This window comes from Pseudomonas sp. SBT1-2 (genome assembly GCF_028640875.1).
GTDB classification, from domain to species: domain Bacteria; phylum Pseudomonadota; class Gammaproteobacteria; order Pseudomonadales; family Pseudomonadaceae; genus Aquipseudomonas; species Aquipseudomonas chlororaphis_I.
On sequence record NZ_JAQZAA010000085.1, the window covers coordinates 34635 to 57723 of the forward strand.

Annotated in this window: 23 protein-coding genes; 15 read left to right on the top strand and 8 right to left on the bottom strand. The window is 63.0% G+C overall.

What is annotated here, in order from left to right:
- Nucleotides 1-136 precede the first annotated feature (136 nt).
- Entirely contained in the window at nt 137-1138 is a 1002-nt protein-coding gene (locus PVZ78_RS17400) for an LLM class flavin-dependent oxidoreductase (protein WP_009041499.1), read from the bottom strand.
- A gap of 242 nt (nt 1139-1380) precedes the next feature.
- Here PVZ78_RS17400 and PVZ78_RS17405 point away from each other — a divergent pair, with 242 nt between their 5' ends.
- Both PVZ78_RS17405 and PVZ78_RS17410 read left to right on the top strand, forming a co-directional pair.
- The gene (locus tag PVZ78_RS17405) at nt 1381-1812 is read left to right on the top strand and encodes an OsmC family protein (RefSeq protein WP_009046246.1); all 432 of its coding nucleotides are present in this window, start codon (nt 1381-1383) and stop codon (nt 1810-1812) included.
- Between the two features lie 227 nt (nt 1813-2039).
- Nucleotides 2040-2279, top strand: a complete 240-nt coding sequence (locus PVZ78_RS17410) for a DUF1161 domain-containing protein (protein WP_009046247.1) — start codon at nt 2040-2042, stop codon at nt 2277-2279.
- 4 nt (nt 2280-2283) lie between these two features.
- Here the strand turns inward: PVZ78_RS17410 and PVZ78_RS17415 are convergent, their stop codons facing one another.
- Both PVZ78_RS17415 and PVZ78_RS17420 read right to left on the bottom strand, forming a co-directional pair.
- On the bottom strand, nt 2284-2703 hold the full coding sequence (locus PVZ78_RS17415) for a PA0061/PA0062 family lipoprotein (protein ID WP_009046248.1): 420 nt from the start codon (nt 2701-2703) through the stop codon (nt 2284-2286).
- Between the two features lie 42 nt (nt 2704-2745).
- Nucleotides 2746-3159: a PA0061/PA0062 family lipoprotein gene (locus PVZ78_RS17420; protein ID WP_009046249.1), complete on the bottom strand. Its 414-nt coding sequence runs from the start codon at nt 3157-3159 to the stop codon at nt 2746-2748.
- 59 nt (nt 3160-3218) lie between these two features.
- Here PVZ78_RS17420 and PVZ78_RS17425 point away from each other — a divergent pair, with 59 nt between their 5' ends.
- Nucleotides 3219-4298: an aminopeptidase gene (locus PVZ78_RS17425; RefSeq protein WP_124339406.1), complete on the top strand. Its 1080-nt coding sequence runs from the start codon at nt 3219-3221 to the stop codon at nt 4296-4298.
- A gap of 88 nt (nt 4299-4386) precedes the next feature.
- On the opposite strand, the gene PVZ78_RS17430 is transcribed toward PVZ78_RS17425, so the two are convergent.
- From PVZ78_RS17430 to PVZ78_RS17440, 3 genes are all read right to left on the bottom strand, one after another.
- Nucleotides 4387-4845 carry an REP-associated tyrosine transposase gene (locus tag PVZ78_RS17430; RefSeq protein ID WP_009046251.1) on the bottom strand — a complete coding sequence of 153 codons (459 nt, stop codon included), beginning with the start codon at nt 4843-4845 and terminating at the stop codon, nt 4387-4389.
- Nucleotides 4846-5005: 160 nt separating this feature from the next.
- Nucleotides 5006-5656, bottom strand: a complete 651-nt coding sequence (locus PVZ78_RS17435; protein ID WP_041987875.1) for an HAD family hydrolase — start codon at nt 5654-5656, stop codon at nt 5006-5008.
- Between the two features lie 28 nt (nt 5657-5684).
- Nucleotides 5685-6230, bottom strand: a complete 546-nt coding sequence (locus PVZ78_RS17440; protein WP_009046252.1) for a gamma carbonic anhydrase family protein — start codon at nt 6228-6230, stop codon at nt 5685-5687.
- Between the two features lie 102 nt (nt 6231-6332).
- On the opposite strand from PVZ78_RS17440, the gene prlC reads away from it, so the two are divergent.
- Nucleotides 6333-8384 carry an oligopeptidase A gene (prlC, locus tag PVZ78_RS17445; RefSeq protein WP_273829005.1) on the top strand — a complete coding sequence of 684 codons (2052 nt, stop codon included), beginning with the start codon at nt 6333-6335 and terminating at the stop codon, nt 8382-8384.
- On the top strand, nt 8381-8668 hold the full coding sequence (locus PVZ78_RS17450; RefSeq protein ID WP_124300985.1) for a YheV family putative zinc ribbon protein: 288 nt from the start codon (nt 8381-8383) through the stop codon (nt 8666-8668). The genes prlC and PVZ78_RS17450 overlap by 4 nt, the downstream gene beginning before the upstream one ends.
- A gap of 135 nt (nt 8669-8803) precedes the next feature.
- Here the strand turns inward: PVZ78_RS17450 and PVZ78_RS17455 are convergent, their stop codons facing one another.
- A complete protein-coding gene (locus PVZ78_RS17455; protein WP_009046255.1) occupies nt 8804-9460 on the bottom strand; it encodes a phosphatase domain-containing protein in 657 nt (218 codons plus the stop codon).
- Between the two features lie 305 nt (nt 9461-9765).
- Here PVZ78_RS17455 and PVZ78_RS17460 point away from each other — a divergent pair, with 305 nt between their 5' ends.
- The 6 genes from PVZ78_RS17460 to PVZ78_RS17485 all read left to right on the top strand — a co-directional run bounded on the left by PVZ78_RS17460 (nt 9766) and on the right by PVZ78_RS17485 (nt 17499).
- Nucleotides 9766-10515 (top strand): gluconate 2-dehydrogenase subunit 3 family protein, encoded by a 750-nt coding sequence (locus tag PVZ78_RS17460; protein ID WP_009046256.1) that lies wholly within the window; start codon nt 9766-9768, stop codon nt 10513-10515.
- Between the two features lie 2 nt (nt 10516-10517).
- Nucleotides 10518-12302: a GMC family oxidoreductase gene (locus PVZ78_RS17465; RefSeq protein ID WP_273829006.1), complete on the top strand. Its 1785-nt coding sequence runs from the start codon at nt 10518-10520 to the stop codon at nt 12300-12302.
- Between the two features lie 12 nt (nt 12303-12314).
- Nucleotides 12315-13640, top strand: coding sequence for a c-type cytochrome (locus tag PVZ78_RS17470; protein ID WP_009046258.1), 1326 nt, complete (start codon nt 12315-12317; stop codon nt 13638-13640).
- A gap of 163 nt (nt 13641-13803) precedes the next feature.
- The gene (locus PVZ78_RS17475; RefSeq protein ID WP_009046259.1) at nt 13804-14862 is read left to right on the top strand and encodes a PA0069 family radical SAM protein; all 1059 of its coding nucleotides are present in this window, start codon (nt 13804-13806) and stop codon (nt 14860-14862) included.
- Between the two features lie 244 nt (nt 14863-15106).
- On the top strand, nt 15107-15841 hold the full coding sequence (locus tag PVZ78_RS17480; RefSeq protein ID WP_009046260.1) for a carbonic anhydrase: 735 nt from the start codon (nt 15107-15109) through the stop codon (nt 15839-15841).
- Nucleotides 15842-15930: 89 nt separating this feature from the next.
- A complete protein-coding gene (locus PVZ78_RS17485; protein ID WP_016703919.1) occupies nt 15931-17499 on the top strand; it encodes a SulP family inorganic anion transporter in 1569 nt (522 codons plus the stop codon).
- Between the two features lie 132 nt (nt 17500-17631).
- Here the strand turns inward: PVZ78_RS17485 and PVZ78_RS17490 are convergent, their stop codons facing one another.
- On the bottom strand, nt 17632-18282 hold the full coding sequence (locus PVZ78_RS17490; RefSeq protein WP_016703918.1) for a hypothetical protein: 651 nt from the start codon (nt 18280-18282) through the stop codon (nt 17632-17634).
- A 372-nt stretch (nt 18283-18654) separates the two neighbouring features.
- Between PVZ78_RS17490 and coxB the strand changes: the two genes are divergently transcribed.
- The 4 genes from coxB (at nt 18655) to PVZ78_RS17510 (ending at nt 23087) form a co-directional block, all read left to right on the top strand.
- Nucleotides 18655-19782, top strand: a complete 1128-nt coding sequence (gene coxB, locus PVZ78_RS17495) for a cytochrome c oxidase subunit II (protein WP_009046263.1) — start codon at nt 18655-18657, stop codon at nt 19780-19782.
- A gap of 82 nt (nt 19783-19864) precedes the next feature.
- Nucleotides 19865-21466: a cytochrome c oxidase subunit I gene (gene ctaD, locus PVZ78_RS17500; protein WP_009046264.1), complete on the top strand. Its 1602-nt coding sequence runs from the start codon at nt 19865-19867 to the stop codon at nt 21464-21466.
- 144 nt (nt 21467-21610) lie between these two features.
- Nucleotides 21611-22165 carry a cytochrome c oxidase assembly protein gene (locus PVZ78_RS17505; protein WP_009046265.1) on the top strand — a complete coding sequence of 185 codons (555 nt, stop codon included), beginning with the start codon at nt 21611-21613 and terminating at the stop codon, nt 22163-22165.
- Between the two features lie 34 nt (nt 22166-22199).
- A complete protein-coding gene (locus PVZ78_RS17510) occupies nt 22200-23087 on the top strand; it encodes a cytochrome c oxidase subunit 3 (protein WP_273829007.1) in 888 nt (295 codons plus the stop codon).
- Nucleotides 23088-23089: the final 2 nt, after the last annotated feature.

A 23089-nucleotide genomic window follows, 5' to 3' on the forward strand; every position in this document is an offset into this window, starting at 1 on the left:
CAAAGCCGACGCAATACGTCGGCTTTTTTTGTGCCCGGCGATTACCCAGGCCAGGCGGGCCCCTGCCGCAGGCTGCGATCGCGGCCGAAGGGCGCGCAAGGCCTCAGGATCACAGAATCCTTTGGCCCGATTGCACTCAACCTTTCATGACCTGCGCCAGCAATTCGTAGGAATGCAGGCGGTCGGCGTGTTCGTACAGGTCGCAGGTGAAGATCAGTTCATCGGCGCCGGTCTGTTCGATCAGCACTTCGAGCTTGGCGCGGATCTTCGCCGGGCTGCCGATCATGGCCAGGCCGAGGAAGCTGCCCACCGCCTCTTTTTCATGGGGCAGCCATAGGCCGTCCATGCTCTTCACCGGTTTGCGCTGCACCAGGCTCTGGCCGCGCATCAGCGCGAGGATCCGCTGGTACACCGAGGTCGCCAGGTAGTCGGCCTGTTCGTCGGTATCGGCCGCCACCAGCGGCACGCCGAGCATCACATAAGGCTTGTCGAGCACGGCCGAGGGCTTGAAGTGATTGCGGTACACGCGAATCGCCTCGTGCATGTAGCGCGGCGCGAAATGCGAGGCGAAGGCGTAAGGCAAGCCGCGCTCACCGGCCAGTTGCGCACTGAACAGGCTGGAACCCAGCAGCCACACCGGCACCTGGGTACCGGTCCCTGGTACCGCGATCACCCGCTGTTCCGGGGTGCGTGGACCGAGGTAGGCCATCAGCTCGGCCACGTCTTCAGGGAAATCGTCGGCGCTGCCGGAACGTTCGCGGCGCAGGGCGCGGGCGGTCATCTGGTCCGACCCCGGCGCGCGGCCCAGGCCCAGGTCGATGCGCCCCGGGTACAGGCTTTCCAGGGTGCCGAACTGCTCGGCGATTACCAGCGGCGCATGGTTGGGCAGCATCACGCCACCGGAACCGACGCGAATGCTCGAGGTGCCGCCGGCCAGATAACCCAGCAGCACCGAGGTCGCGGAGCTGGCGATACCGTCCATGTTGTGGTGCTCGGCGACCCAGAAGCGGGTGTAGCCGAACTTCTCTACATGGCGGGCCAGGTCCAGGGAATTACGCAGCGATTGCGCCGGGCTGCCGTCCTCGCGCACGGGGACCAGGTCGAGGGTGGAAAACTTAACGTCGGACAGTGGTTTCATAAGCCTGCTTCTCCAATGGTGTGCAGGCCTTTGTCATGAGCCAAAACCTGCCGAATGCTGAAAGCCTGTTTCATGCAATGTGGGCATATACCCGAGTTTCAATAGCCAAGCTGAATTTGCTGTCCGGATAAACGGCGGATTCAGACAGGATGAACTTCGCCAGGCCTTCTATCCTCTAGAACCCTGAGTAGCAGAAAACCACAAGGGCGCGGTCTTTCGCGCCCGTTCTCGAGGAGACAGACATGAGCATCACCAAGAAAGCATCGGCTCACTGGGAAGGCGACCTGAAAACCGGCATTGGTTCGATTTCCACTGAAACCGGGGTACTGCGCGATGCACCTTACGGCTTCAAGGCGCGTTTCGAAGGCGGCAAGGGCACCAATCCGGAAGAACTGATCGGCGCCGCGCACGCGGGGTGTTTTTCCATGGCCTTCTCGATGATTCTCGGCGAGGCCGGGCTCAAGGCCGACAGTATCGACACCAACGCCGAAGTGACCCTGGACCAGGTCGATGGCGGTTTTGCGATCACCGCGGTGCACCTGATCCTCAAGGCGAAGATTCCCGGCGCCAGCCAGCAGCAGTTCGATGAACTGAGCAAGAAGGCCAAGGAAGGTTGCCCGGTGTCCAAGGTGCTGAACGCCAAGATCAGCCTGGATGCGACGCTGGTCAGCTGAGCCACGGTCCAACCGTTACAACCGTTACATCGCATCGCGAGCCAGCGAACGAGGCCTTTTGCAGGAGCAACCGGCCGCCGTTCGCGGGCTCGCGATTGCGTTTTCTTCGCAACACTCCCGCGCCAGATATGCGCGGCGTCAGAACTCGCTTCATGAAAATGTGGTCGAATGCACGACTGCAGGCTCAGCCCATGACCGTGGGCGCTGCATCAAGGGGAGCTCCACTCATGAAACGTTTTGTCCTGGCAGTTGTTTGTAGCGCGCTGGCCACCTCGGCCCTGGCGGCTCCGAAGGATTGCGAAGAACTCAAGAAAGAGATTGAAATCAAGATCCAGGCTAACGCCGTGCCCTCCTACACCCTGGAGATTGTCAGCAAGGAGGAAGCCGAAAAGCATGACGTGGCCATGGTGGTCGGTACCTGCGAAAACGGCACCAAGGCGATCATCTATCAGCGAAACGACAGCTGATCGTTCAGATCACGCAGTTGACCATGTGGTCTTCGGCCAGCAGCTCACGCTTGGCGTTGTACAGCCGGGCACTGGGAGAGAAACCCAGCGAGCGGGCTTCCAGCAGGTAACGCTGGCCGGCTTCGAAATGGTCGTAGCGCACGCTCAGGTAGCACAGGCGCTCGGCCGGATCGTTCATCATGCCGAAGCGCCCGCTGAACACCTCGAAATCGAAACGCACCATCAACTCGTGACTGCCCGGGGTGACCTGGAAGTAGCGGCCGTCGGTCAGGCGCTGGTTGTCCAGGCGCTCGGCCATCAGCAGCTTGCCGCCCGGCGTCGGGGTGGCGAAATCGACCCAGGCCTGTTGCGGGTCCACCGCCGGCAGGGGGCTGGAGCAGGCAACGAGGCCGGTCAGGGCAAGCAGCAGCAAAGGTTGGCGCATGAGGTCGGGCCGTCCGGGGAAAGGCCTCAAGCATAGCGCCGATCAGGTGCGCTGGCAGCCCGCTGGTTGGCCGGTACCCACCAGATTACGCTGCTGGTCATAGAGCTTGGCCCAGGGCCGGAAGCCGATATTGCCGGTCTGCAACTGGTAGCGCTGGCCGGCGTTGAAGTCCTTGTACTTCACGTTCAGCTGGCAATCGCGCCACAGCGGTTCGCTGTCCGGGCCGATATTGGTGGGCTCCACGGCGAACTGGTAGCGCACCTTCAGCTCATGGTTGCCGGGCTGGACCTCGAAATATCGACGGTCCACCCAAGCCTTTTCGTCGACCTCCAGCGCCTGCAGCGCGCTGTCCTGGTGGGTGTCGAGGTCGATCCAGGCTTGCGTCGGATCGGGGGCGGGCAATCCGGCACAGCCGCTCAGGGTCAACAGTCCGGTGGTCAGCAGCAACACGCGCATAGCGAAACTCCAGGCAGGCGAGATAGTCTTGGGGGCAGACTCTCGAAGGATGATTCGATTTGATTAGGCCGCGTTCAAGCCATGGGTTACTTGATCATCTTTTGCGCTTTTTGTTTCCGGGCTTGCTGCTTTTGTTGCTCAACGGTTGTTCCAGCGTGGGTTACTACGGCCAGCTGGCCAGTGGCCAATGGCGTCTGTTGCAGGCCCGCACGCCGGTCGAGCAGGTCATCGCCGACCCGGCTCGCGACCCGTTGTTGCGCGCCCATCTGGCCCAGTCGCAGAAGGCCCGGCGCTTCGCCAGCCAGCACCTGCACCTGCCGGACAACCAGAGCTACCGCCTCTACGCCGACATCGGCCGGCCTTACGTGGTGTGGAATGTATTCAGCACCCCCGAGTTTTCCCTGAGCCCCAAGACCCACTGTTTCCCGATTGCCGGCTGCGTGGCCTATCGCGGCTACTACAGCCAGGGCGCGGCCCGCGGTGAGGCGGCCTTGCAGAAACAGCAGGGCATGGATGTGGCCATCGGCGGGGTGGAGGCCTACTCGACCCTGGGCTGGTTCAACGACCCGATCCTCAGTTCGATGCTGCATTGGGGCGACGAGCGCCTGGCGACCCTGATCTTCCACGAGCTGGCCCATCAGCGCTTCTATGTGAAGGACGACACCGAGTTCAACGAGTCCTTCGCTACCTTCGTCGAGCAGGAAGGCACCCGGCAATGGCGCGCGGCCCGGGGCCTGGCGCCGGCCAGCGATGCCCTGGTCAAGCAGAAGGACCAGTTCATCCAGCTGATCCTCGATACCCGCCAGCGCCTGGAACGCCTGTATGCCCTGCCGCTGCCAGCCGAGCAGATGCGCCAGCGCAAGGCCGCCGAATTCGAACGGCTGCGCCGGGATTACCGCCAGCTGAAGGACAGCCAATGGCAGGGCGACTCGCGCTACGACTTCTGGATCAACACCCCGCTGAACAATGCCAGGCTGTTGCCTTTCGGCCTGTACGACCAGTGGGTGCCGGCGTTTGCCGCCTTGTTCAAGCAGGTGAACGGCGATTGGCGGGCGTTTTACCAGGCGGTGGAGAAGCTCGGCGCGCTGCCGGCTGAAAAGCGCAAGGCGGCGCTGCAAACATTGATGGATGGCGCCTGAAAGGACGCTATCGCGGGCAAGCCTCGCTCCTACAAAGGGCGTACGTGCTTCTGTAGGAGCGAGGCTTGCCCGCGATGAGGCCGGATCGTCAAACCCATATCGCATCCCAAAGCGAATAATCCCCCACCCGCTTCACCAACCCCGCGCGTAACGGGTTGGCCACGATATACCGTGCGACAGCCTGTAAATCCTCTTCCTTGCGAATGCCTCGATCATGGTACCCACGTTGCCAGACCGCCCCTTTGCGCCGCCGCTGGCGATTCAACGATACGCAAATGCGCGAGCGAGTCCTGCCCATCAACACTGGCAACGTGGAGCCATGCAGTTCGACCAACCAGTGAAAATGATCGGGCATGACGACAAAGGCCAGCGAGTGGGCGAGTTGCTCCTGCTCGGCCTGTTTGAACGCAGCCACTGCCAAGCGGCCCGAGTGGAAATCACTGAATAGCGGTTCCCGGTTTTGGGTGACGGAGGTGAGAACGTAGATTTGACCGGGCTGCGAGTAACGCCCAGTACGCAGGCGATGGGCGTGGGGTTTGCTGGGCATGGGAGATCCTCCTTGATCGTGTTTTTCAGGCTAGATCGAAGAAGGGCGGAACGGTGTATGTCTGTTGTGCGGGATGTGTCTGGGGGGACGCTATCGCGGGCAATCGAGCGTCGACCGGCCTCTCCTACAGAAGCACGCAAGCCCTGCGATAGCGATCGGCTCAGCGTTGCAGGAACGCCTGATGCAGTTCATCCAGGGTCTGGAAGTGATAGGCCGGTGCCTCGGCGCTCAGTTCTTCGTGGCTGCCGAAGCCGTAACCCACCGCCGCCGCATCCAGCCCGTTGCGGCGGGCGCCGATCAGGTCGTGCTTGCGGTCGCCGATCATCAGGGTATCGCTCGGGTCCAGGCCTTCTTCGCTGATCAGGTGGCGAATCAGCTCGACCTTGTCGGTGCGGGTGCCGTCCAGTTCGCTGCCGTAGATCACCTTGAAGTGCCGGGCGAAATCGAAGTGCCGGGCGATCTCGCGGGCGAACACCCACGGCTTGGACGTCGCGATGTACAGCTGGCGGCCCTGCCCGCCGAGGGTTTCCAGCAGGGGCGTGACGCCGTCGAACACGCGGTTCTCATACAGGCCGGTGACCTTGAAACGCTCGCGGTAGAAATTCACCGCCTCCCAGGCCCTGGCTTCGTCGAAACCGTAGAACTGCATGAACGCCTGCAACAGCGGCGGGCCGATGAAGTGTTCCAGCTTGCTCAGGTCGGGCTCGTCGATGCCCAGCTTGCCGAGGGCGAACTGGATCGAGCGGGTAATGCCTTCGCGCGGGTCGGTCAGGGTGCCATCGAGGTCGAACAGAACGGTTTGGTAATGCATGGGGATTCCTGGGCAGTGGGTCGGGGGCTCAAGCCTGGTCGTAGCCTTCGGCCAGGTGCAGGTCCTTGAGCTTCACGTAGTTGGCGGCGCTATAGGTGAAGAACGCGCGCTCCTTGTCGGTCAGCGGGCGAACCTGTTTCACCGGGCTGCCGACATAGAGGAAGCCGCTTTCCAGGCGTTTGCCAGGCGGCACCAGGCTGCCGGCGCCGACGATCACGTCGTCGTCCACCACGGCGCCGTCCATGACGATGCTGCCCATGCCGATCAGCACCCGGCTGCCGACGCTGCAACCGTGCAGCATCACTTTGTGGGCGATGGTCACGTCGTCACCGATCAGCAGCGGGAAACCATCCGGGTTGAAGGGGCCGGCGTGGGTGATGTGCAGCACGCTGCCGTCCTGCACGCTGGTGCGGGCGCCGATGCGGATGCGGTGCATGTCGCCGCGGATCACCGTGAGTGGCCAGACCGAGCTGTCGGCACCGATTTCGACGTCGCCGATCACCACCGCCGAGCTGTCGACGAAGGCCCGCGGGCCAAGGATGGGCGTGTGGTTCTGATAGCTGCGAATGGCCAAGTTGGATACCTGTTCTGACATTTATTAATGGGGGCGATAGCTGCGGTGTGCGTCGATTGTAATTAAGATGGGGCCACGTTTCTTCCAGCCAAGGTGCCAACCGTGAGTGTGAACAACCCTCTTCTGCAGCCCTACGACCTGCCGCCGTTTTCGGCGATCCGCGCCGAGCACGTACAGCCGGCCATCAAACAGATCCTGGCTGACAACCGCGCCGCCATCGCTGAAATCCTCAAGAACCAGGGCGCGCAACCGACCTGGGCCGGCCTGGTGCTGGCCATGGACGAACTCAACGACCGCCTGGGCGCGGCCTGGAGCCCGGTCAGCCACCTCAATGCCGTGTGCAACAGCGGCGAACTGCGCGAAGCCTACGAGTCCTGCCTGCCGGACTTGAGCGCCTACGCCACCGAGCTGGGGCAGAACCGTGAGCTGTTCCAGGCCTTCGAAGCCCTGGCGAGCAGCCCGGAAGCCGCCGGTTTCGACGTGGCGCAAAAAACTATCCTGGAACACTCCCTGCGTGACTTCCGCCTGTCGGGTATCGACCTGCCGCCAGAGCAGCAGAAGCGCTACGCCGAAGTGCAGAGCAAGCTTTCCGAGCTGGGCAGCCGCTTCTCCAACCAACTGCTCGACGCCACCCAGGCCTGGACCAAGCACATCACCGACGAAGCGGCCCTGGCCGGCCTGACCGCTTCGGCCAAGGCGCAGATGGCTGCCGCGGCCCAGGCCAAGGATCTGCAAGGCTGGCTGATCACCCTGGAATTCCCCAGCTACTACGCGGTGATGACCTACGCCGAAGACCGCGCGCTGCGCGAAGAAGTCTACGCCGCCTACTGCACCCGCGCCTCGGACCAGGGCCCGAACGCCGGCCAGAATGACAACGGCCCGGTCATGGAAGAAATCCTCGACCTGCGCCAGGAACTGGCCCAACTGCTGGGCTACGCCAACTTCGCCGAGCTGAGCCTGGCCACCAAGATGGCCGAGTCCAGCGACCAGGTGCTGAGTTTCCTGCGGGACCTGGCCAAGCGCAGCAAGCCGTTCGCCGCCCAGGACCTGCAACAGCTCAAGGCCTACGCCGCCGAACAGGGCTGCCCGGACCTGCAGAGCTGGGACAGCGGTTTCTACGGCGAGAAGCTGCGCGAGCAGCGCTACAGCGTGGCCCAGGAAACCCTGCGCGCCTATTTCCCGATCGATAAGGTGCTGGGCGGCCTGTTCGCCATCGTCCAGCGCCTGTACGGCATCGAGATCGCCGAACTGAAAGGCTTCGACACCTGGCACCCGGACGTGCGCCTGTTCGAGATCAAGGAGAACGGCCAGCACGTGGGCCGCTTCTTCTTCGACCTGTATGCCCGCGCCAACAAGCGTGGCGGTGCCTGGATGGATGGCGCCCGTGATCGTCGCCGCACTTTCGACGGCGTGCTGCAAAGCCCGGTGGCCAACCTGGTGTGCAATTTCACCCCGGCCGACAGCGGCAAGCCAGCCCTGCTGACCCACGATGAAGTCACCACGCTGTTCCATGAATTCGGTCATGGCCTGCACCACCTGCTGACCCGCGTCGAACATGCCGGTGTTTCCGGCATCAACGGCGTGGCCTGGGATGCGGTGGAGCTGCCGAGCCAGTTCATGGAGAACTGGTGCTGGGAGCCGGAAGGCCTGGCGCTGATCTCCGGTCACTATGAAACCGGCGAGCCGCTGCCCCAGGACCTGCTGGAAAAGATGCTCGCGGCGAAGAACTTCCAGTCCGGCCTGATGATGGTGCGCCAGCTGGAGTTCTCGCTGTTCGACTTCGAACTGCATGCCACCCACGGCGATGGCCGTGCCGTGCTGCAAGTGCTCGAAGGCGTGCGCGACGAGGTCTCGGTGATGCGTCCGCCGGCCTACAACCGTTTCCCCAACAGCTTCGCGCACATCTTCGCCGGCGGTTACGCGGCGGGTTACTACAGCTACAAGTGGGCCGAAGTGCTGTCGGCCGATGCCTTCTCGAGGTTCGAGGAAGAAGGCGTGCTGAATGCCGAGACCGGTCGCGCGTTCCGCGAAGCGATCCTGGCCCGCGGCGGCTCCCAGGAGCCGATGGTGCTGTTCGTCGACTTCCGCGGACGCGCACCGTCGATTGACGCACTCTTGCGCCATAGCGGCCTGACCGAGGGCGCAGCGGCATGAGCGAGGGGCCAGTGAAGACGAAAAAGCGCTTTATCGCCGGGGCGGTCTGCCCGGCGTGCAGCGAGCAGGACAAGTTGATGATGTGGAGCGAAGACGACGTTCCCCATCGCGAGTGCGTGGCCTGCGGGTATTCCGACACCCTGAATGAACAGGGCCTGTCGGTGCCCAAGGAGCTGGGCACGCGGGTCAACACCACGGCCCTCAAGGTGCTGGATGCCAAGGTCCAGTCGGTGCAGTTTTTCCCCAACCCCAAGTTGAAGAAAAAGACCGACGAGCCCAAGTAACTGCCAATCCCCTGTAGGAGCGCAGCTTGCTCGCGATAGCGGTGTATCAGATACACCGCGGTGCTTTGATCGCCAGCAAGCTTGGCTCCTACCGGGATGCGGTCGAAGCTCAATTCTGCAGCTTCACGCAGCCGGTCAATTCGCTGGCTTGCTGACGCTCACCGTCTCGAACCAGCTCTTCACCGAACAGGTGGCGAACACGCTGGTGCTGCAATCGCCATTGGCCAGGGCGGTTCGCAATTTGTCGACATCGGCCTGCATCATGTAGCGAATGCCGTCCTTGAAGTGGGAACTGTCACCAAACCCGCCTCCGGTCATTTCATTCAGCGCCTCCTCCTTGCTCCAACCCTGAACTACTACTCGATACATCGCCGACATCAGGCCGGTGCGATCCGAGCCGTGCTTGCAGTGCATCAACACCGGGCCGTCGCTTTCGGCGCTCTGGATCGCGCGCAAGGCCGCCAGCACGTCGGCGTCATCCACGTGATTGGTCCGGTAAGGCAATTGCACCTGCTTGATTCCCGGGGCCTGCAGCCAGCTGGAATCGGACTCCGGCAGGAAGTTGATCACCGTGCCCACCTTGAGTTTTTCCAGCAAAGGCACGGCGCCGCCGTCCGGCAAGGCGCTGCGGTACAGCGTCGGCGACATCTGGTACAGGTTGTAGTGGGTTTCCACGGGCTGGGCCCACTGGGCCGGGCGGGTCGTGCCGGTTTCGGCGGCCTGCGCCTGGGGCCAGGCGAGCAGCGTCAGCAGGGACAGGCAGAGAGCGGGAAGGATACGAGAGTTGTGCATGCAGAAGGCCGTGACCGGAAATGGGGTGGAGAGAGCCTAGCTTCCATCCGGACCGGTCAACGCCCTGTGAGGCGCTCGTCAAAGAAACGTGAAGTCGCTGCGATAGAGGTTTTTTCTCGGCAATCGCGACTTTTTTGCAACGCAAACGATTTATTCGAATGCTTAGCCTGCTACCATTTGTAACCAAAATTTGCTGAACTGTGCTTTCCCCGGCCTCGGGATCGACCCGTTGCGCCGCCAGAACGACAAGCCACGCCATGACGCGGCTGCCCAACCCGTGAATGCCTAGTGTGAGGTGCACCCCCATGTCTGATCACGATCAAGACAACCCGCGGCGTGAGTTTCTGCGCAAATCCCTGACCTTGATCCCGGTGGTCACGGTCGCCAGTACCGGCCTGGGCAGCTCGATGCTGATGGCCGCGCCCGAAGCGCCCAAGCCGGTCGAGCCGGCCCGAGCCCCGGTCAGCACCAATGCTGACGCTTACCAGCCAAGCTATTTCACCGCCGAAGAATGGGCTTTTGTCCAGGCCGCGGTAGAGCGTCTGATCCCGGCCGACGAACAAGGCCCGGGTGCCCTGGAAGCCGGCGTGCCGGAATACATCGACCGGCAGATGAACACCCCCTACGCCGCGGGTGCCCTGTGGTACATGCAAGGCCCGTTCAACGCCGACGCCGCGCCGGAGATGGGCTGGCAGAGCAAGCTGGTACCCAAGGAGATCTACCGCCTGGGCATTGCCGCGACGGATGCTTGGTCGAAAGCCTTCAACGGTAAAACATTTGCCGCGCAAGACAGCGCTACCCGAGACGATTTGCTCAAGCAGCTCGAAGCGGGAAAACCCCAATTCGACAGCGTTCCGCCGAAGATTTTCTTCAACCTTCTGCTGCAAAACACCAAGGAAGGGTTCTTCTGCGACCCGATCCACGGCGGCAATAAAGGCATGGTCGGCTGGACGTTGATTGGCTTCCCCGGCGCGCGCGCCGATTTCATGGACTGGGTGGAACGCAACGAGCAATACCCTTTCCCGGCAGTGTCGATTCGCGGCGAGAGGGCTTGAGCATGGCAACGGTAATGAAGAAGGTCGACGCAGTGATCGTCGGGTTTGGCTGGACCGGCGCGATCATGGCCAAGGAGCTGACCGAGGCTGGGCTCAACGTGCTGGCGCTGGAGCGCGGGCCGATGCAGGACACCTACCCGGACGGCAACTACCCGCAGGTGATCGACGAACTCACCTACAGCGTGCGCAAGAAACTCTTCCAGGACATCTCCCGGGAAACGGTGACCATTCGTCACAGCGTCAACGACGTGGCCCTGCCGAACCGCCAGCTGGGCGCGTTCCTGCCGGGCAATGGCGTCGGCGGCGCCGGCCTGCACTGGTCCGGCGTGCATTTTCGCGCCGACCCGATCGAGCTGCGCATGCGCAGCCACTACGAAGAGCGCTACGGCAAGAACTTCATCCCCAAGGACATGACCATCCAGGACTTCGGCGTCACCTACGAAGAGCTGGAACCGTTCTTCGACTACGCGGAAAAAATCTTCGGTACCTCAGGTCAGGCCTGGACCGTGAAAGGCCAGCTGGTCGGTGAAGGCAAGGGTGGCAACCCTTACGCGCCGGACCGTTCGGACCATTTCCCGCTGGAGTCGCAGAAGAACACCTACTCCGCCCAGCTGTTCCAGAAAGCCGCCGGCGAAGTCGGCTACAAGCCCTACAACCTGCCGTCGGCCAACACCTCGGGGCCGTACACCAACCCCTATGGCGCGCAAATGGGGCCGTGCAACTTCTGCGGGTTCTGCAGCGGCTATGTCTGCTACATGTACTCCAAGGCTTCGCCGAACGTGAACATTCTGCCGGCCCTCAAGCCGCTGCCGAATTTCGAGCTGCGCCCCAACTCCCACGTGCTCAAGGTCAACCTCGACAGCACCAAGACCCGCGCGACCGGCGTTACCTACGTCGATGGCCAGGGCCGCGAGATCGAGCAGCCGGCGGACCTGGTGATCCTCGGCGCCTTCCAGTTCCATAACGTGCGTCTGATGCTGCTGTCCGGCATCGGCAAGCCGTACGACCCGATCACCGGCGAAGGCGTGGTGGGCAAGAACTTCGCCTACCAGAACATGGCCACCATCAAGGCCTACTTCGACAAGGACGTGCACACCAACAACTTCATCGGCGCCGGCGGCAATGGCGTGGCGGTGGACGACTTCAACGCCGACAACTTCGACCACGGCCCGCATGGCTTCGTCGGTGGCTCGCCGTTCTGGGTCAACCAGGCTGGCAGCCGGCCGATCGCCGGGACCTCCAACCCACCGGGCACCCCGGCCTGGGGCAGCGCCTGGAAGAAGGCCACCGCCGACTACTACACCCATCAGGTGTCGATGGACGCCCACGGCGCCCACCAGTCCTACCGCGGCAACTACCTCGACCTCGATCCGGTGTACCGCGACGCCTACGGCCTGCCGCTGCTGCGCATGACCTTCGACTGGCAGGAAAACGACATCAAGATGAACCGCTTCATGGTCGAGAAGATGGGCAAGATCGCCGAGGCGATGAACCCCAAGGCCATCGCGGTGCTGGGCAAGAAGGTCGGTGAGCACTTCAACACCGCGTCCTACCAGACCACCCACCTCAACGGGGGCGCGATCATGGGCACCGACCCGAAAACCAGTGCCTTGAACCGTTACCTGCAGAGCTGGGACGTGCACAACGTATTCGTCCCGGGCGCTTCGGCCTTCCCCCAGGGCCTGGGCTACAACCCGACCGGCCTGGTGGCCGCGTTGACCTACTGGTCGGCCCGCGCGATTCGCGAGCAGTACCTGAAGAACCCCGGCCCGCTGGTCCAGGCATAAGGAGCGATGACCATGAAAACCCTCGTTATCGCGACCCTGGCCCTGCTCGGCAGCGCTTCCCTCAGCGCCGCCGAAACCGATCGGCAAGCCTTGATCAAACAGGGCGAATACCTGGCCCGCGCCGGTGACTGCGTGGCCTGCCACACCGCCAAGGACGGCAAGCCGTTCGCCGGCGGCCTGCCGATGGAAACCCCGATCGGCATGATCTACTCCACCAACATCACCCCGGACAAGACCGGCATCGGCGAGTACAGCTTCGACGACTTCGACAAGGCCGTGCGCCATGGCGTGGCCAAGAGCGGCAGCAGCCTGTACCCGGCCATGCCCTACCCGTCCTATGCGCGGGTCAGCGACGCCGACATGCAGGCGCTGTATGCCTACTTCATGCAAGGCGTGGCGCCTGTGGTCCAGGAGAACCGCGACAGCGACATCCCCTGGCCGCTGAGCATGCGCTGGCCGTTGGCGGGCTGGCGCTGGATGTTCGCGCCGAGCGTGGCGGACCTGCAAGGCAACGGCCAGGCCAAGGCAGGCGAAGACCCGGTGGTCAGTCGCGGTGCCTACCTGGTGGAGGGCCTCGGCCACTGTGGCGCCTGCCACACGCCGCGCGCCCTGACCATGCAGGAGAAGGCCCTGAGCGCCAGCGAAGGCAGCCACTTCCTGGCCGGCAGCGCGCCGCTGGAAGGCTGGATCGCCAAGAGCCTGCGCGGCGACCACAAGGACGGCCTGGGCAGCTGGAGCGAAGAGCAGCTGGTGCAGTTCCTCAAGACTGGTCGTAGTGATCGTGGAGCGGTGTTCGGCGGCATGAGCGACGTGGTGGTGCACAGCATGCAGTACATGTCCGAAGAGGACCTGACGGCCATCGCCCGTTACCTCAAGTCGCTGCCGGCAGTGGATGCCAACGACCAGCCGCACCAGTACGACAAGGCGGTGGCCGAGGCGTTGTGGAAAGGTGACGACAGCAAGCCGGGGGCGTCGGTGTATGTCGACAACTGTGCGGCGTGCCACCGTACCGACGGCCATGGCTATACCCGGGTGTTCCCGGCGCTGGCGGGCAACCCGGTGCTGCAAAGCGCCGATGCCACGTCGCTGATCAATATCGTGCTCAAGGGCGGCACCTTGCCGGCGACTCATACCGCGCCATCGACCTTCACCATGCCGGCCTTCGCCTGGCGGCTGTCGGACCAGGAGGTGGCCGATGTGGTCAACTTCATCCGCACCAGCTGGGGCAACCAGGGTTCCGAGGTGAACGCCGCGGACGTGGCGGGGCTGCGCAAGGGCGACCTGCAAAGTACTTCGAATGACGATCTGGGGCAGGGGACCAAGCACAGCGGTGGCTGACCGGCCTTTTTCGCGAGCAAGCTCGCTCCTACAGGGATGCGTGTGTTCTCTGTAGGAGCGAGCTTGCTCGCGATCAGCGCCGAAGGCGCGCTCCGCCCGACGGCGCTTTGCAGAAATTCGAACCTCCGATACTGTATATGAATACAGTATCGGAGCGCCTCCCATGTTCAGCCCCCTGCCCCCTCGCGGCCGTGGCACCGCGACCAATCCGCACAACCGTTTTGCGCCCCAGCGCTCGGTGGCCTTCGATGACGGCTGGTACCAGGAAGCCCCGCTGACCCAGGGCACCGAGGTGCGCCTCGAGACGGCGAAATCCATCATCACCCGCAACAGCTCGCCGGACCTGCCCTTCGACCGCTCCATCAACCCCTATCGCGGTTGCGAGCACGGCTGCATCTACTGTTATGCGCGGCCCAGTCATGCCTATTGGGACCTGTCGCCGGGGCTGGACTTCGAGACCAAGCTGATCGCCAAGACCAATGCCGCGGCAATGCTGGAACAGCAGCTGTCCAAGCCCGGCTACAAATGCGCGCCGATCAACCTGGGTTCCAACACCGACCCCTACCAGCCCATCGAGCGTGAGCACCAACTGACCCGCCGGACCCTGGAGGTGCTGCTGCGCTACCGGCACCCGGTAACCATCGTCACCAAGGGCTCGCTGATCCTGCGCGATCTCGATCTGTTGGTCGAACTGGCCGAGCAGCGGCTGGTGGCGGTGATGATCAGCCTGACCACCCTGGACGACGAGCTCAAGCGCATCCTCGAACCCCGGGCGGCGGCGCCCAAGGCGCGGTTGCGGGCGATCCGGGTAATGCGCGAGGCGGGAATTCCCGTGGGGGTGCTGTGTTCGCCGATGATTCCGATGATCAACGACAGCGAGCTGGAAAGCCTGCTCGCCGAGGCCCATGCCGCGGGCGCGCAAAGCGCGGCCTACATGATGCTGCGCCTGCCCCTGGAAGTGGCGCCGCTGTTCGAGGAATGGCTCAACGCCCACTACCCGCAGCGGGCGGCCCATGTCCTGAGCCTGATCCGCCAGTGTCGCGGCGGCGAGCTGTACGACAGCCGTTTTGGTGCACGGATGCGCGGCGAAGGCCCCTTCGCGGCCCTGCTGGCGCAGCGTTTCGCCAAGGCCAGCAAACGCCTGGGGCTCGATCGGCGCGAAGGCTACAACCTCGATTGCACGGCCTTCTGTCCGCCGGGTGGGCAGATGTCGTTGCTGTAGGGGTTATTGGCCTATGGTGGAGTAGTGCCGGTGCACCTGGCTCTATAGGCTGGTCACCTTTTTGCATCGCCAATAGTGGCGTTTTAGAGCGCTCCGTTCAGTTTGAGTTAAGTTTGGAAGGCTACCTTGTTCACCGAGTGACCGATGGGTCGCTGTCGGCGGTCTGGTCGTTTTTTGATCAATCGCTGGCGTCGTGCCGGATAAAACTGGAAAATTCACCTAATCCGTCAAAAGGGGATGAATCATGAGTGACAAGGATAAACAGCCGTTGGCTGCGTCGGCTTCAGCGTCCACGGAGGTCGCCGAAAGCGCCGATGCAGCGCTGCAGATAATCGTTGACGGCTTTTTGCATTTTCATCACGAGGTCTTCCCACAGCAGGAAGAACTGTTCAAGAAACTCGCCACGGCCCAGCGGCCGCGGGCGATGTTCATTGCCTGCGCGGATTCGCGCATCGTTCCCGAACTGATTACCCAGAGCGCCCCGGGCGACCTGTTCGTGACCCGCAACGTCGGTAACGTGGTACCGCCTTACGGGCAGATGAACGGCGGTGTGTCCACGGCCATCGAATACGCGGTCATGGCGCTGGGTGTGCACCACATCATCGTTTGCGGCCATTCCGACTGCGGCGCCATGCGCGCGGTGCTCAACCCGCAGAGCCTGGAAAAGATGCCGACGGTCAAAGCCTGGCTGCGCCACGCCGAAGTGGCCAAGACCATGGTCCAGGAGAACTGCGACTGCGCCGACGAGAACGCCAGCATGCATGTGCTGACCGAAGAGAACGTCATCGCCCAGTTGCAGCATTTGCGCACCCACCCTTCGGTGGCTTCGCGCATGGCCAACGGCCAGTTGTTCATCCATGGCTGGGTGTACAACATCGAAACCAGCGAAATCAAAGCCTACGACGCGGATCAAGGGTGTTTCCTGCCGTTGGACGGACGCCATCCGATCCCGGTTGCGACGCCTAAAGCGCGCTTCTAAATCCTCCTAAATCCCAGTGGGGTTCAGCCATGACTGCTGTCAGTGCGGTCAGGCTTTGCCACGCCTGAAAAAAGTTCGGGAGAATCATCATGCGTGCAGCACAACTGAAAGCTGTTTTGCCACGGGAGCTGCTCGCTTCCGTGGTGGTGTTCCTGGTGGCCCTGCCCTTGTGCATGGGTATTGCCATCGCTTCCGGCATGCCGCCGGCCAAGGGTCTGATCACCGGGATCATCGGTGGCCTGGTAGTGGGCTGGCTGGCGGGCTCGCCCTTGCAGGTCAGCGGTCCGGCCGCGGGGCTGGCGGTCCTGGTGTTCGAGCTGGTGCGCCAGCACGGTATCGCCATGCTCGGGCCGATCCTGCTATTGGCGGGTTTCCTCCAGTTGGTGGCCGGGCGCTTGCGCCTGGGCTGCTGGTTCCGGGTCACGGCGCCAGCGGTGGTCTACGGCATGCTTGCCGGGATCGGGGTGTTGATCGTGCTCTCCCAGGTGCACGTGATGCTCGATGCCCAGCCCCAGGCGTCCGGCCTGGATAACCTCGCGGGTTTCCCCGAGGCGGTGACCCAAGCCTTGCCCAGCCTGGGCGGCGGCTTTGGCTGGCAGGCCGGGTTGCTCGGCCTGTCGACCATGGCGGTGATGTTCCTGTGGGAAAAACTGCGCCCGCATTCGCTGCGCTTCATCCCTGGTGCCCTGCTGGGTGTCGGCCTGGCGACCTTTGCCAGCCTGCTCCTGGCGCTGCAGGTCAAGCGGGTCGAGGTACCGGAAAACCTCGCCGAGGCGATCGACTGGCTGCGCCCGGCCGACCTGCTCAACCTGGCGGACCCGACACTGCTGATCGCGGCCTTTGCCGTGGCCTTTATCGCCAGCGCCGAAACCCTGCTGTCCGCCGCCGCGGTGGATCGCATGCACAGCGGTACACGTTCGGATTTCGACCGTGAATTGTCGGCGCAAGGGATCGGCAACATGCTCTGCGGGTTGCTCGGCGCCTTGCCGATGACCGGGGTGATAGTACGCAGTTCGGCCAACGTCCAGGCGGGCGCGACCACGCGGTTGTCGGCGATTTTCCACGGCCTGTGGCTGCTGGCGTTCGTGCTGTTGCTGTCCAGCGTGCTGCAAAGCATTCCGGTGGCCAGCCTGGCGGGCGTGCTGGTGTACACCGGGTTCAAGCTGGTGGACCTCAAGTCGTTCCGCAAGCTGGGCCGTTATGGGCCGATGCCGATGCTGACCTACGGCGTGACCGCGCTGGCGATTGTCTTCACCGACCTGCTGACCGGTGTGCTGATCGGTTTCGGCCTGACCCTGGTGAAGCTGGCCTGGGGCGCTTCGCGACTGAAGATCAGCCTGGTGGACCTGCCCGCCGAGGGCGAAATGGAGCTGCGCCTGGTAGGCGCCGCGACCTTCCTCAAGGTGCCGGCCCTGACCCAGGCACTGGGCAGCATCCCGCCGGGCACCACGGTGCATGTGCCGCTCAATAACCTGGGCTACATCGACCATGCCTGCCTGGAACTGCTCGAGGAGTGGGGACGGGCCAATGCGGCCAAGGGCTCGAAGCTGGTGATCGAGTCGCGCGGGTTGAAGCGCCGGCTGGAGGGGCGTTTGCACACCAACGTCGGCGTGAGCCCGGCCTCGAAGCTGGAGGCGAAAGGCTTGAGCCGGGCGTAAGTCTGTAGCCCTGTAGCCGCTGCCGAAGGCTGCGATAAGGTCCGAAGGGCCTTCAGCGGCGGTGATATCGCTGCGACCGTGCCGGTCGATCGCAGCCTGCGGCAGCGGCTACAGGGCCGCCACCTGCAATCCTCAGGCAGCCGGCTGGTCGAGCTCCAGCTCCACGCCCAGCTGGCGCGACAGGCACGGCCAGCGTTTCCAGGCGGCGTCGGTGTCGGGGCTGCTGAGCTTCTCACGGTAGGCCTCGACCGACTCCAGGGCGAAGCTTTCTTCATTGAGCATCGCGTCGACCGCATGGTGCACCGCTTCGTCCAGCTGGTTGGCGAAGGTTTCGCCGATCAACTGGTGGGCGATCAGGTTGGCCACCGTGGTGTCCAGCGGGATCAGCGGCTGGCCGAAATGGGTGATGTACAGGTCGTTGACCTCTTCCACCAGGCGATGGGCCAGATAGGCTTCGTCCAGCAGGCCGTCCAGGCCTTCGTGGCCGGCCATGATGGCGGGCGGCTGGAGGAAGAACTGCTCGGCGATCTTCAGCACCGGCTTGATCTGCGACTCGATGCCGGCTTCGCGCGCGACTTCGTTGGCGGCGTCCAGCAGGTCGGGAACCTGATCGATATAAGCGGCGACAAAACGGGTCATCACCCCCTGGGCGTCCAGTTCGGGGAGCTGGATGGCGGGGTGCAGGTGTGGCAATTGGGTTTCCAGCTGGCGGCGCAAATGCCCGGTGCTGGACTCATGTTGATGGGCTCGTTGGATCTGCTCGCGCAATGCGGCGGTGTTCATGAATACTCCAGGAAACAAGGGCAATTAATTAGGGAAGACATAAGTTAGCCTGCTCACGAAATCGCTTAAGACGTATTTCTCATAATTATTTCATGGTTAGTCGTCTAAGTTATATCGCTTCGCCATCATTCATCCCCTATCCCTTTCCAACCGTGGCCTATAAGGCCGCGGCAAACTGTTTCAGTGGATTTACGGCACCGCGTTGCGAGGTCGAAGTCGCTGTCTATACTCGGGGCTGTATGAAGTTAGCTGATGACGCCCGACTGCATGTGCAGCGAAGGCTCGGCGGTTTAAGTTCGTAGTCTGGGCAGCCGATCCCTTGGCCGCAGGTGAAAGCCGGCGGGATAACAAGAACGATAAGGGGAACCCGCAATGATGCGACATCCACAAGTCTGGATGGGCCTCCTGTTGTGGTCGGTATTCAGCCAGGCGCATGGCGCCTGGACCGTGAATATGGCGCCTGGAGCGACTGATATAAGTCACGCGGTATTCGACCTGCACATGACCATCTTCTGGATCTGTGTGGTGATCGGCGTCATTGTCTTTGGCGCCATGTTCTGGTCGATGATCGTGCACCGCCGCTCCACCGGCCAGGTGGCCGCCAAGTTCCACGAAAGCACGACGGTGGAAATCCTCTGGACGGTGGTGCCGCTGCTGATCCTGGTGGCCATGGCCGTTCCCGCCACCGCGACCCTGATCAAGATGTACGACGCCAGTGAGCCGGATGTGGACATCCAGATCACCGGCTATCAGTGGAAGTGGCACTACAAATACCTGGGCCAGGACGTCGAGTTCTTCAGCAACCTGACCACGCCCGCCGAACAGATTCACAACCAGAGTGCCAAGGGCGAGCATTACCTGCTGGAAGTCGATCAGCCGCTGGTGCTGCCGATCGGCGCCAAGGTGCGCTTTCTGGTGACCTCCGCCGACGTCATCCATTCCTGGTGGGTCCCGGCCTTCGCGGTCAAGCGCGATGCGATCCCCGGTTTCGTCAACGAAGCCTGGACCCGGGTCGACAAGCCCGGCCTGTATCGCGGCCAGTGCGCCGAGCTGTGCGGCAAGGACCACGGTTTCATGCCGATCGTGGTCGATGTGAAGACCCAGGCCGACTACGACACCTGGCTGGGCGAACGCAAGGCCGAGGCCCTCAAGCTCAAGGAACTGACCAGCAAGGAATGGACCCTCGAAGAGCTGGTGGCCCGCGGCGACAAGGTCTACCACACCACCTGCGTGGCCTGTCACCAGGCCGAGGGCCAGGGCCTGCCGCCGATGTTCCCGGCGCTCAAGGGCTCGAAGATCGCCACCGGGCCGGTGGCGGATCACCTGAACATCGTCTTCCACGGCAAGCCCGGCACCGCCATGGCGGCCTTCGGCAAGCAGCTGTCGGAAGTCGACCTGGCGGCGGTGGTCACCTATGAACGTAACGCCTGGGGCAACAACAAGGGCGACATGGTGACGCCCAAGGATGTCCTGGCTCTGAAACAGGCGGAAAGCAAATGACCCGGTCTATTGCGTGTTCCCGCAGCCGCTCGGGGCGTGCTGCCCTCGATCGTCCAGCCCAACCGTTTACAGGAGACAGGCCATGAACGCTGTGAGCGATGAGCACGGTCATGCAGTCGTTGGCGATCATGACCACACCCACGGCCCCGCCAAGGGCCTGATGCGCTGGGTGCTGACCACCAACCACAAGGACATCGGCACCCTGTACCTGTGGTTCGCCTTCTCCATGTTCCTGCTCGGCGGCTCGTTCGCCATGGTGATCCGCGCCGAGCTGTTCCAGCCCGGCCTGCAGATCGTGCAGCCGGAATTCTTCAACCAGATGACCACCATGCACGGCCTGGTGATGGTCTTCGGCGCGGTGATGCCGGCCTTCGTCGGCCTGGCCAACTGGATGATCCCGCTGATGGTCGGCGCGCCGGACATGGCCCTGCCGCGGATGAACAACTTCAGTTTCTGGTTGCTGCCGGCGGCGTTCCTGCTGCTGGTCTCGACCCTGTTCATGCCCGGCGGCGGACCCAACTTCGGCTGGACCTTCTACGCCCCGCTGTCCACCACCTACGCGCCGGAAAGCGTGACCTTCTTCATCTTCGCCATCCACCTGATGGGCATCAGCTCGATCATGGGCGCGATCAACGTGATCGCCACCATCCTCAACCTGCGCGCCCCCGGCATGACCCTGATGAAGATGCCGCTGTTCGTCTGGACCTGGCTGATCACCGCGTTCCTGCTGATCGCGGTGATGCCGGTGCTGGCCGGCTGCGTGACCATGATGCTGATGGACATCCACTTCGGCACCAGCTTCTTCAGTGCCGCCGGTGGCGGTGATCCGGTGCTGTTCCAGCATGTGTTCTGGTTCTTCGGCCACCCCGAGGTGTACATCATGATCCTGCCGGCCTTCGGCGCCGTCAGCGCAATCATCCCGGCGTTCTCGCGCAAGCCGTTGTTCGGCTACACCTCGATGGTCTACGCCACGGCGAGTATCGCCTTCCTGTCGTTCATCGTCTGGGCGCACCACATGTTCGTGGTCGGCATTCCGCTGGTGGGCGAGCTGTTCTTCATGTACGCCACGATGCTTATCGCGGTGCCGACCGGGGTCAAGGTCTTCAACTGGGTCAGCACCATGTGGCAGGGCTCGCTGACCTTCGAGACGCCGATGCTGTTCGCCGTGGCCTTCGTGATCCTGTTCACCATCGGCGGCTTCTCCGGGCTGATGCTGGCCATCGCCCCGGCGGACTTCCAGTACCAGGACACCTATTTCGTGGTCGCGCACTTCCACTATGTACTGGTGCCGGGCGCGATCTTCGGCATCTTCGCCTCGGCCTACTACTGGCTGCCGAAGTGGACCGGGCACATGTACGACGAAACCCTGGGCAAGCTGCACTTCTGGCTGTCCTTCGTCGGCATGAACATGGCGTTCTTCCCGATGCACTTCGTCGGCCTGGCGGGAATGCCGCGGCGGATCCCGGACTACAACCTGCAGTTCGCCGATTTCAACATGGTGTCGTCCATCGGCGCGTTCACCTTCGGCGCGACGCAGATCTTCTTCCTGTTCATCGTCATCAAGTGCATCCGTGGCGGCCAACCCGCACCGGCCAAGCCCTGGGACGGTGCCGAAGGGCTGGAGTGGAGCGTGCCGTCGCCGGCGCCTTACCACACCTTCACCACGCCGCCGGAAGTGAAATGAACAGCCTGCCGCGATACCCGCTGACCTCCTCCTGTAGGAGCGAGCTTGCTCGCGATAGCCACGAAGTGGCGCGCTATCAGCCTCATCGAGTCATCGTTGGTGATTTTTTCGCGAGCAAGCTCGCTCCTACAAGGGGGCGCGCTCATGGCTGAGATCTCGATGAAGAAGCTGGTCACCCGCCTGTTGCTGGTGGTGGCGGCGATGTTCGTCTTCGGTTTTGCCCTGGTGCCGATCTACGACGTGATGTGCAAGGCGCTGGGCATCAATGGCAAGACCGGCGGGCAGTATTCCGGCGAGCAGCAGGTGGATGTCTCGCGCCAGGTGCGGGTGCAGTTCCTGTCGACCAACGCGATCGACATGGTCTGGGACTTCTATCCCAAGGCCGACGACATCGTGGTCCATCCGGGCGCGGTGAACGAGATGATCTTCATCGCCCGCAATCCCAGCGACCGCCCGATGAGCGCCCAGGCGATCCCGAGCATTTCGCCGAGCAGCGCCGCGATGTATTTCCACAAGACCGAATGCTTCTGTTTCACCCAGCAAGTGCTGCAGCCCGGTCAGCAGATCGAGATGCCGGTACGTTTCATCGTTGACCGCGACATGCCCAAGGATGTGAAGCACCTGACGCTGGCTTACACGCTGTTCGATATCACCGCGCGTCATCCACCGGTGGCCGTGAGCACCAACACCGGCGGTTAAGACGTTCAAGCGTGCCCGATAAGGAGAACAATAAATGGCAACTCATGAGCATTATTACGTTCCCGCCCAGAGCAAGTGGCCGATCATCGCCACCGTGGGCATGTTCGTTACCGTGTTCGGCCTGGCCACCTGGTTCAACGACCTCAAGGCCGCGCGCCCGGAATCCCATGGCCCGCTGATTTTCTTCGTCGGTAGCCTGTTGCTGGCCTACATGCTGTTCGGCTGGTTCGGCGCGGTGATCAAGGAAAGTCGCGCCGGCCTGTACAGCGCCCAGCTGGATCGCTCGTTCCGCTGGGGCATGAGCTGGTTCATCTTTTCCGAAGTGATGTTCTTCATCGCCTTCTTCGGCGCGCTGTTCTACGTGCGCCAGATCGCCGGCCCGGCCCTGGGTGGGGAAGGCAGCAAGGGCATCGCGCACATGCTCTGGCCGAACTTCGAGTTCGTCTGGCCATTGCTCGAAAACCCCGATTCCAAGCTGTTCCCGCCGCCCAAGGAAGTCATCAGCCCCTGGGGCCTGCCGCTGCTCAACACCGTGCTGCTGGTGAGTTCCAGCGTCACCGTGACCATCGCCCACCACGGCCTGAAGAACGGCCATCGCGGCGCGCTGAAAATCTGGCTGGCGATCACCGTGCTGCTGGGTTGTGCCTTTCTCGGCTTCCAGGCCGAGGAGTACCTGCACGCCTACCACGAGCTGGGGCTGACCCTGGGTTCGGGCATCTATGGCGCCACCTTCTTCATGCTCACCGGCTTTCACGGTGCCCACGTGACCATCGGCACGCTGATCCTGTTCGTGATGCTGATGCGCATCATGAAGGGGCACTTCGATGCCGAGCATCAGTTCGGTTTCGAGGCGGCCAGTTGGTATTGGCACTTTGTCGATGTGGTGTGGATCGGCTTGTTTGTCTTCGTCTACGTGCTCTGAGC

Excerpts from the sequence above, each read along its gene's own strand:
- PVZ78_RS17510 (WP_273829007.1), top strand. The coding sequence starts at position 22,200 with ATGGCAACTCATGAGCATTATTACGTTCCCGCCCAGAGCAAGTGGCCG.
- PVZ78_RS17405 (WP_009046246.1), top strand. The coding sequence starts at position 1,381 with ATGAGCATCACCAAGAAAGCATCGGCTCACTGGGAAGGCGACCTGAAA.
- coxB (WP_009046263.1), top strand. The coding sequence starts at position 18,655 with ATGATGCGACATCCACAAGTCTGGATGGGCCTCCTGTTGTGGTCGGTA.
- PVZ78_RS17400 (WP_009041499.1), bottom strand. The coding sequence starts at position 1,138 with ATGAAACCACTGTCCGACGTTAAGTTTTCCACCCTCGACCTGGTCCCC.
- PVZ78_RS17420 (WP_009046249.1), bottom strand. The coding sequence starts at position 3,159 with ATGCGCGTGTTGCTGCTGACCACCGGACTGTTGACCCTGAGCGGCTGT.
- PVZ78_RS17450 (WP_124300985.1), top strand. The coding sequence starts at position 8,381 with ATGAGCGAGGGGCCAGTGAAGACGAAAAAGCGCTTTATCGCCGGGGCG.
- PVZ78_RS17460 (WP_009046256.1), top strand. The coding sequence starts at position 9,766 with ATGTCTGATCACGATCAAGACAACCCGCGGCGTGAGTTTCTGCGCAAA.
- PVZ78_RS17465 (WP_273829006.1), top strand. The coding sequence starts at position 10,518 with ATGGCAACGGTAATGAAGAAGGTCGACGCAGTGATCGTCGGGTTTGGC.
- PVZ78_RS17475 (WP_009046259.1), top strand. The coding sequence starts at position 13,804 with ATGTTCAGCCCCCTGCCCCCTCGCGGCCGTGGCACCGCGACCAATCCG.
- ctaD (WP_009046264.1), top strand. The coding sequence starts at position 19,865 with ATGAACGCTGTGAGCGATGAGCACGGTCATGCAGTCGTTGGCGATCAT.
- PVZ78_RS17410 (WP_009046247.1), top strand. The coding sequence starts at position 2,040 with ATGAAACGTTTTGTCCTGGCAGTTGTTTGTAGCGCGCTGGCCACCTCG.
- PVZ78_RS17435 (WP_041987875.1), bottom strand. The coding sequence starts at position 5,656 with ATGCATTACCAAACCGTTCTGTTCGACCTCGATGGCACCCTGACCGAC.
- PVZ78_RS17480 (WP_009046260.1), top strand. The coding sequence starts at position 15,107 with ATGAGTGACAAGGATAAACAGCCGTTGGCTGCGTCGGCTTCAGCGTCC.
- PVZ78_RS17490 (WP_016703918.1), bottom strand. The coding sequence starts at position 18,282 with ATGAACACCGCCGCATTGCGCGAGCAGATCCAACGAGCCCATCAACAT.
- PVZ78_RS17430 (WP_009046251.1), bottom strand. The coding sequence starts at position 4,845 with ATGCCCAGCAAACCCCACGCCCATCGCCTGCGTACTGGGCGTTACTCG.
- PVZ78_RS17505 (WP_009046265.1), top strand. The coding sequence starts at position 21,611 with ATGGCTGAGATCTCGATGAAGAAGCTGGTCACCCGCCTGTTGCTGGTG.
- PVZ78_RS17455 (WP_009046255.1), bottom strand. The coding sequence starts at position 9,460 with ATGCACAACTCTCGTATCCTTCCCGCTCTCTGCCTGTCCCTGCTGACG.
- PVZ78_RS17470 (WP_009046258.1), top strand. The coding sequence starts at position 12,315 with ATGAAAACCCTCGTTATCGCGACCCTGGCCCTGCTCGGCAGCGCTTCC.
- PVZ78_RS17485 (WP_016703919.1), top strand. The coding sequence starts at position 15,931 with ATGCGTGCAGCACAACTGAAAGCTGTTTTGCCACGGGAGCTGCTCGCT.
- PVZ78_RS17415 (WP_009046248.1), bottom strand. The coding sequence starts at position 2,703 with ATGCGCCAACCTTTGCTGCTGCTTGCCCTGACCGGCCTCGTTGCCTGC.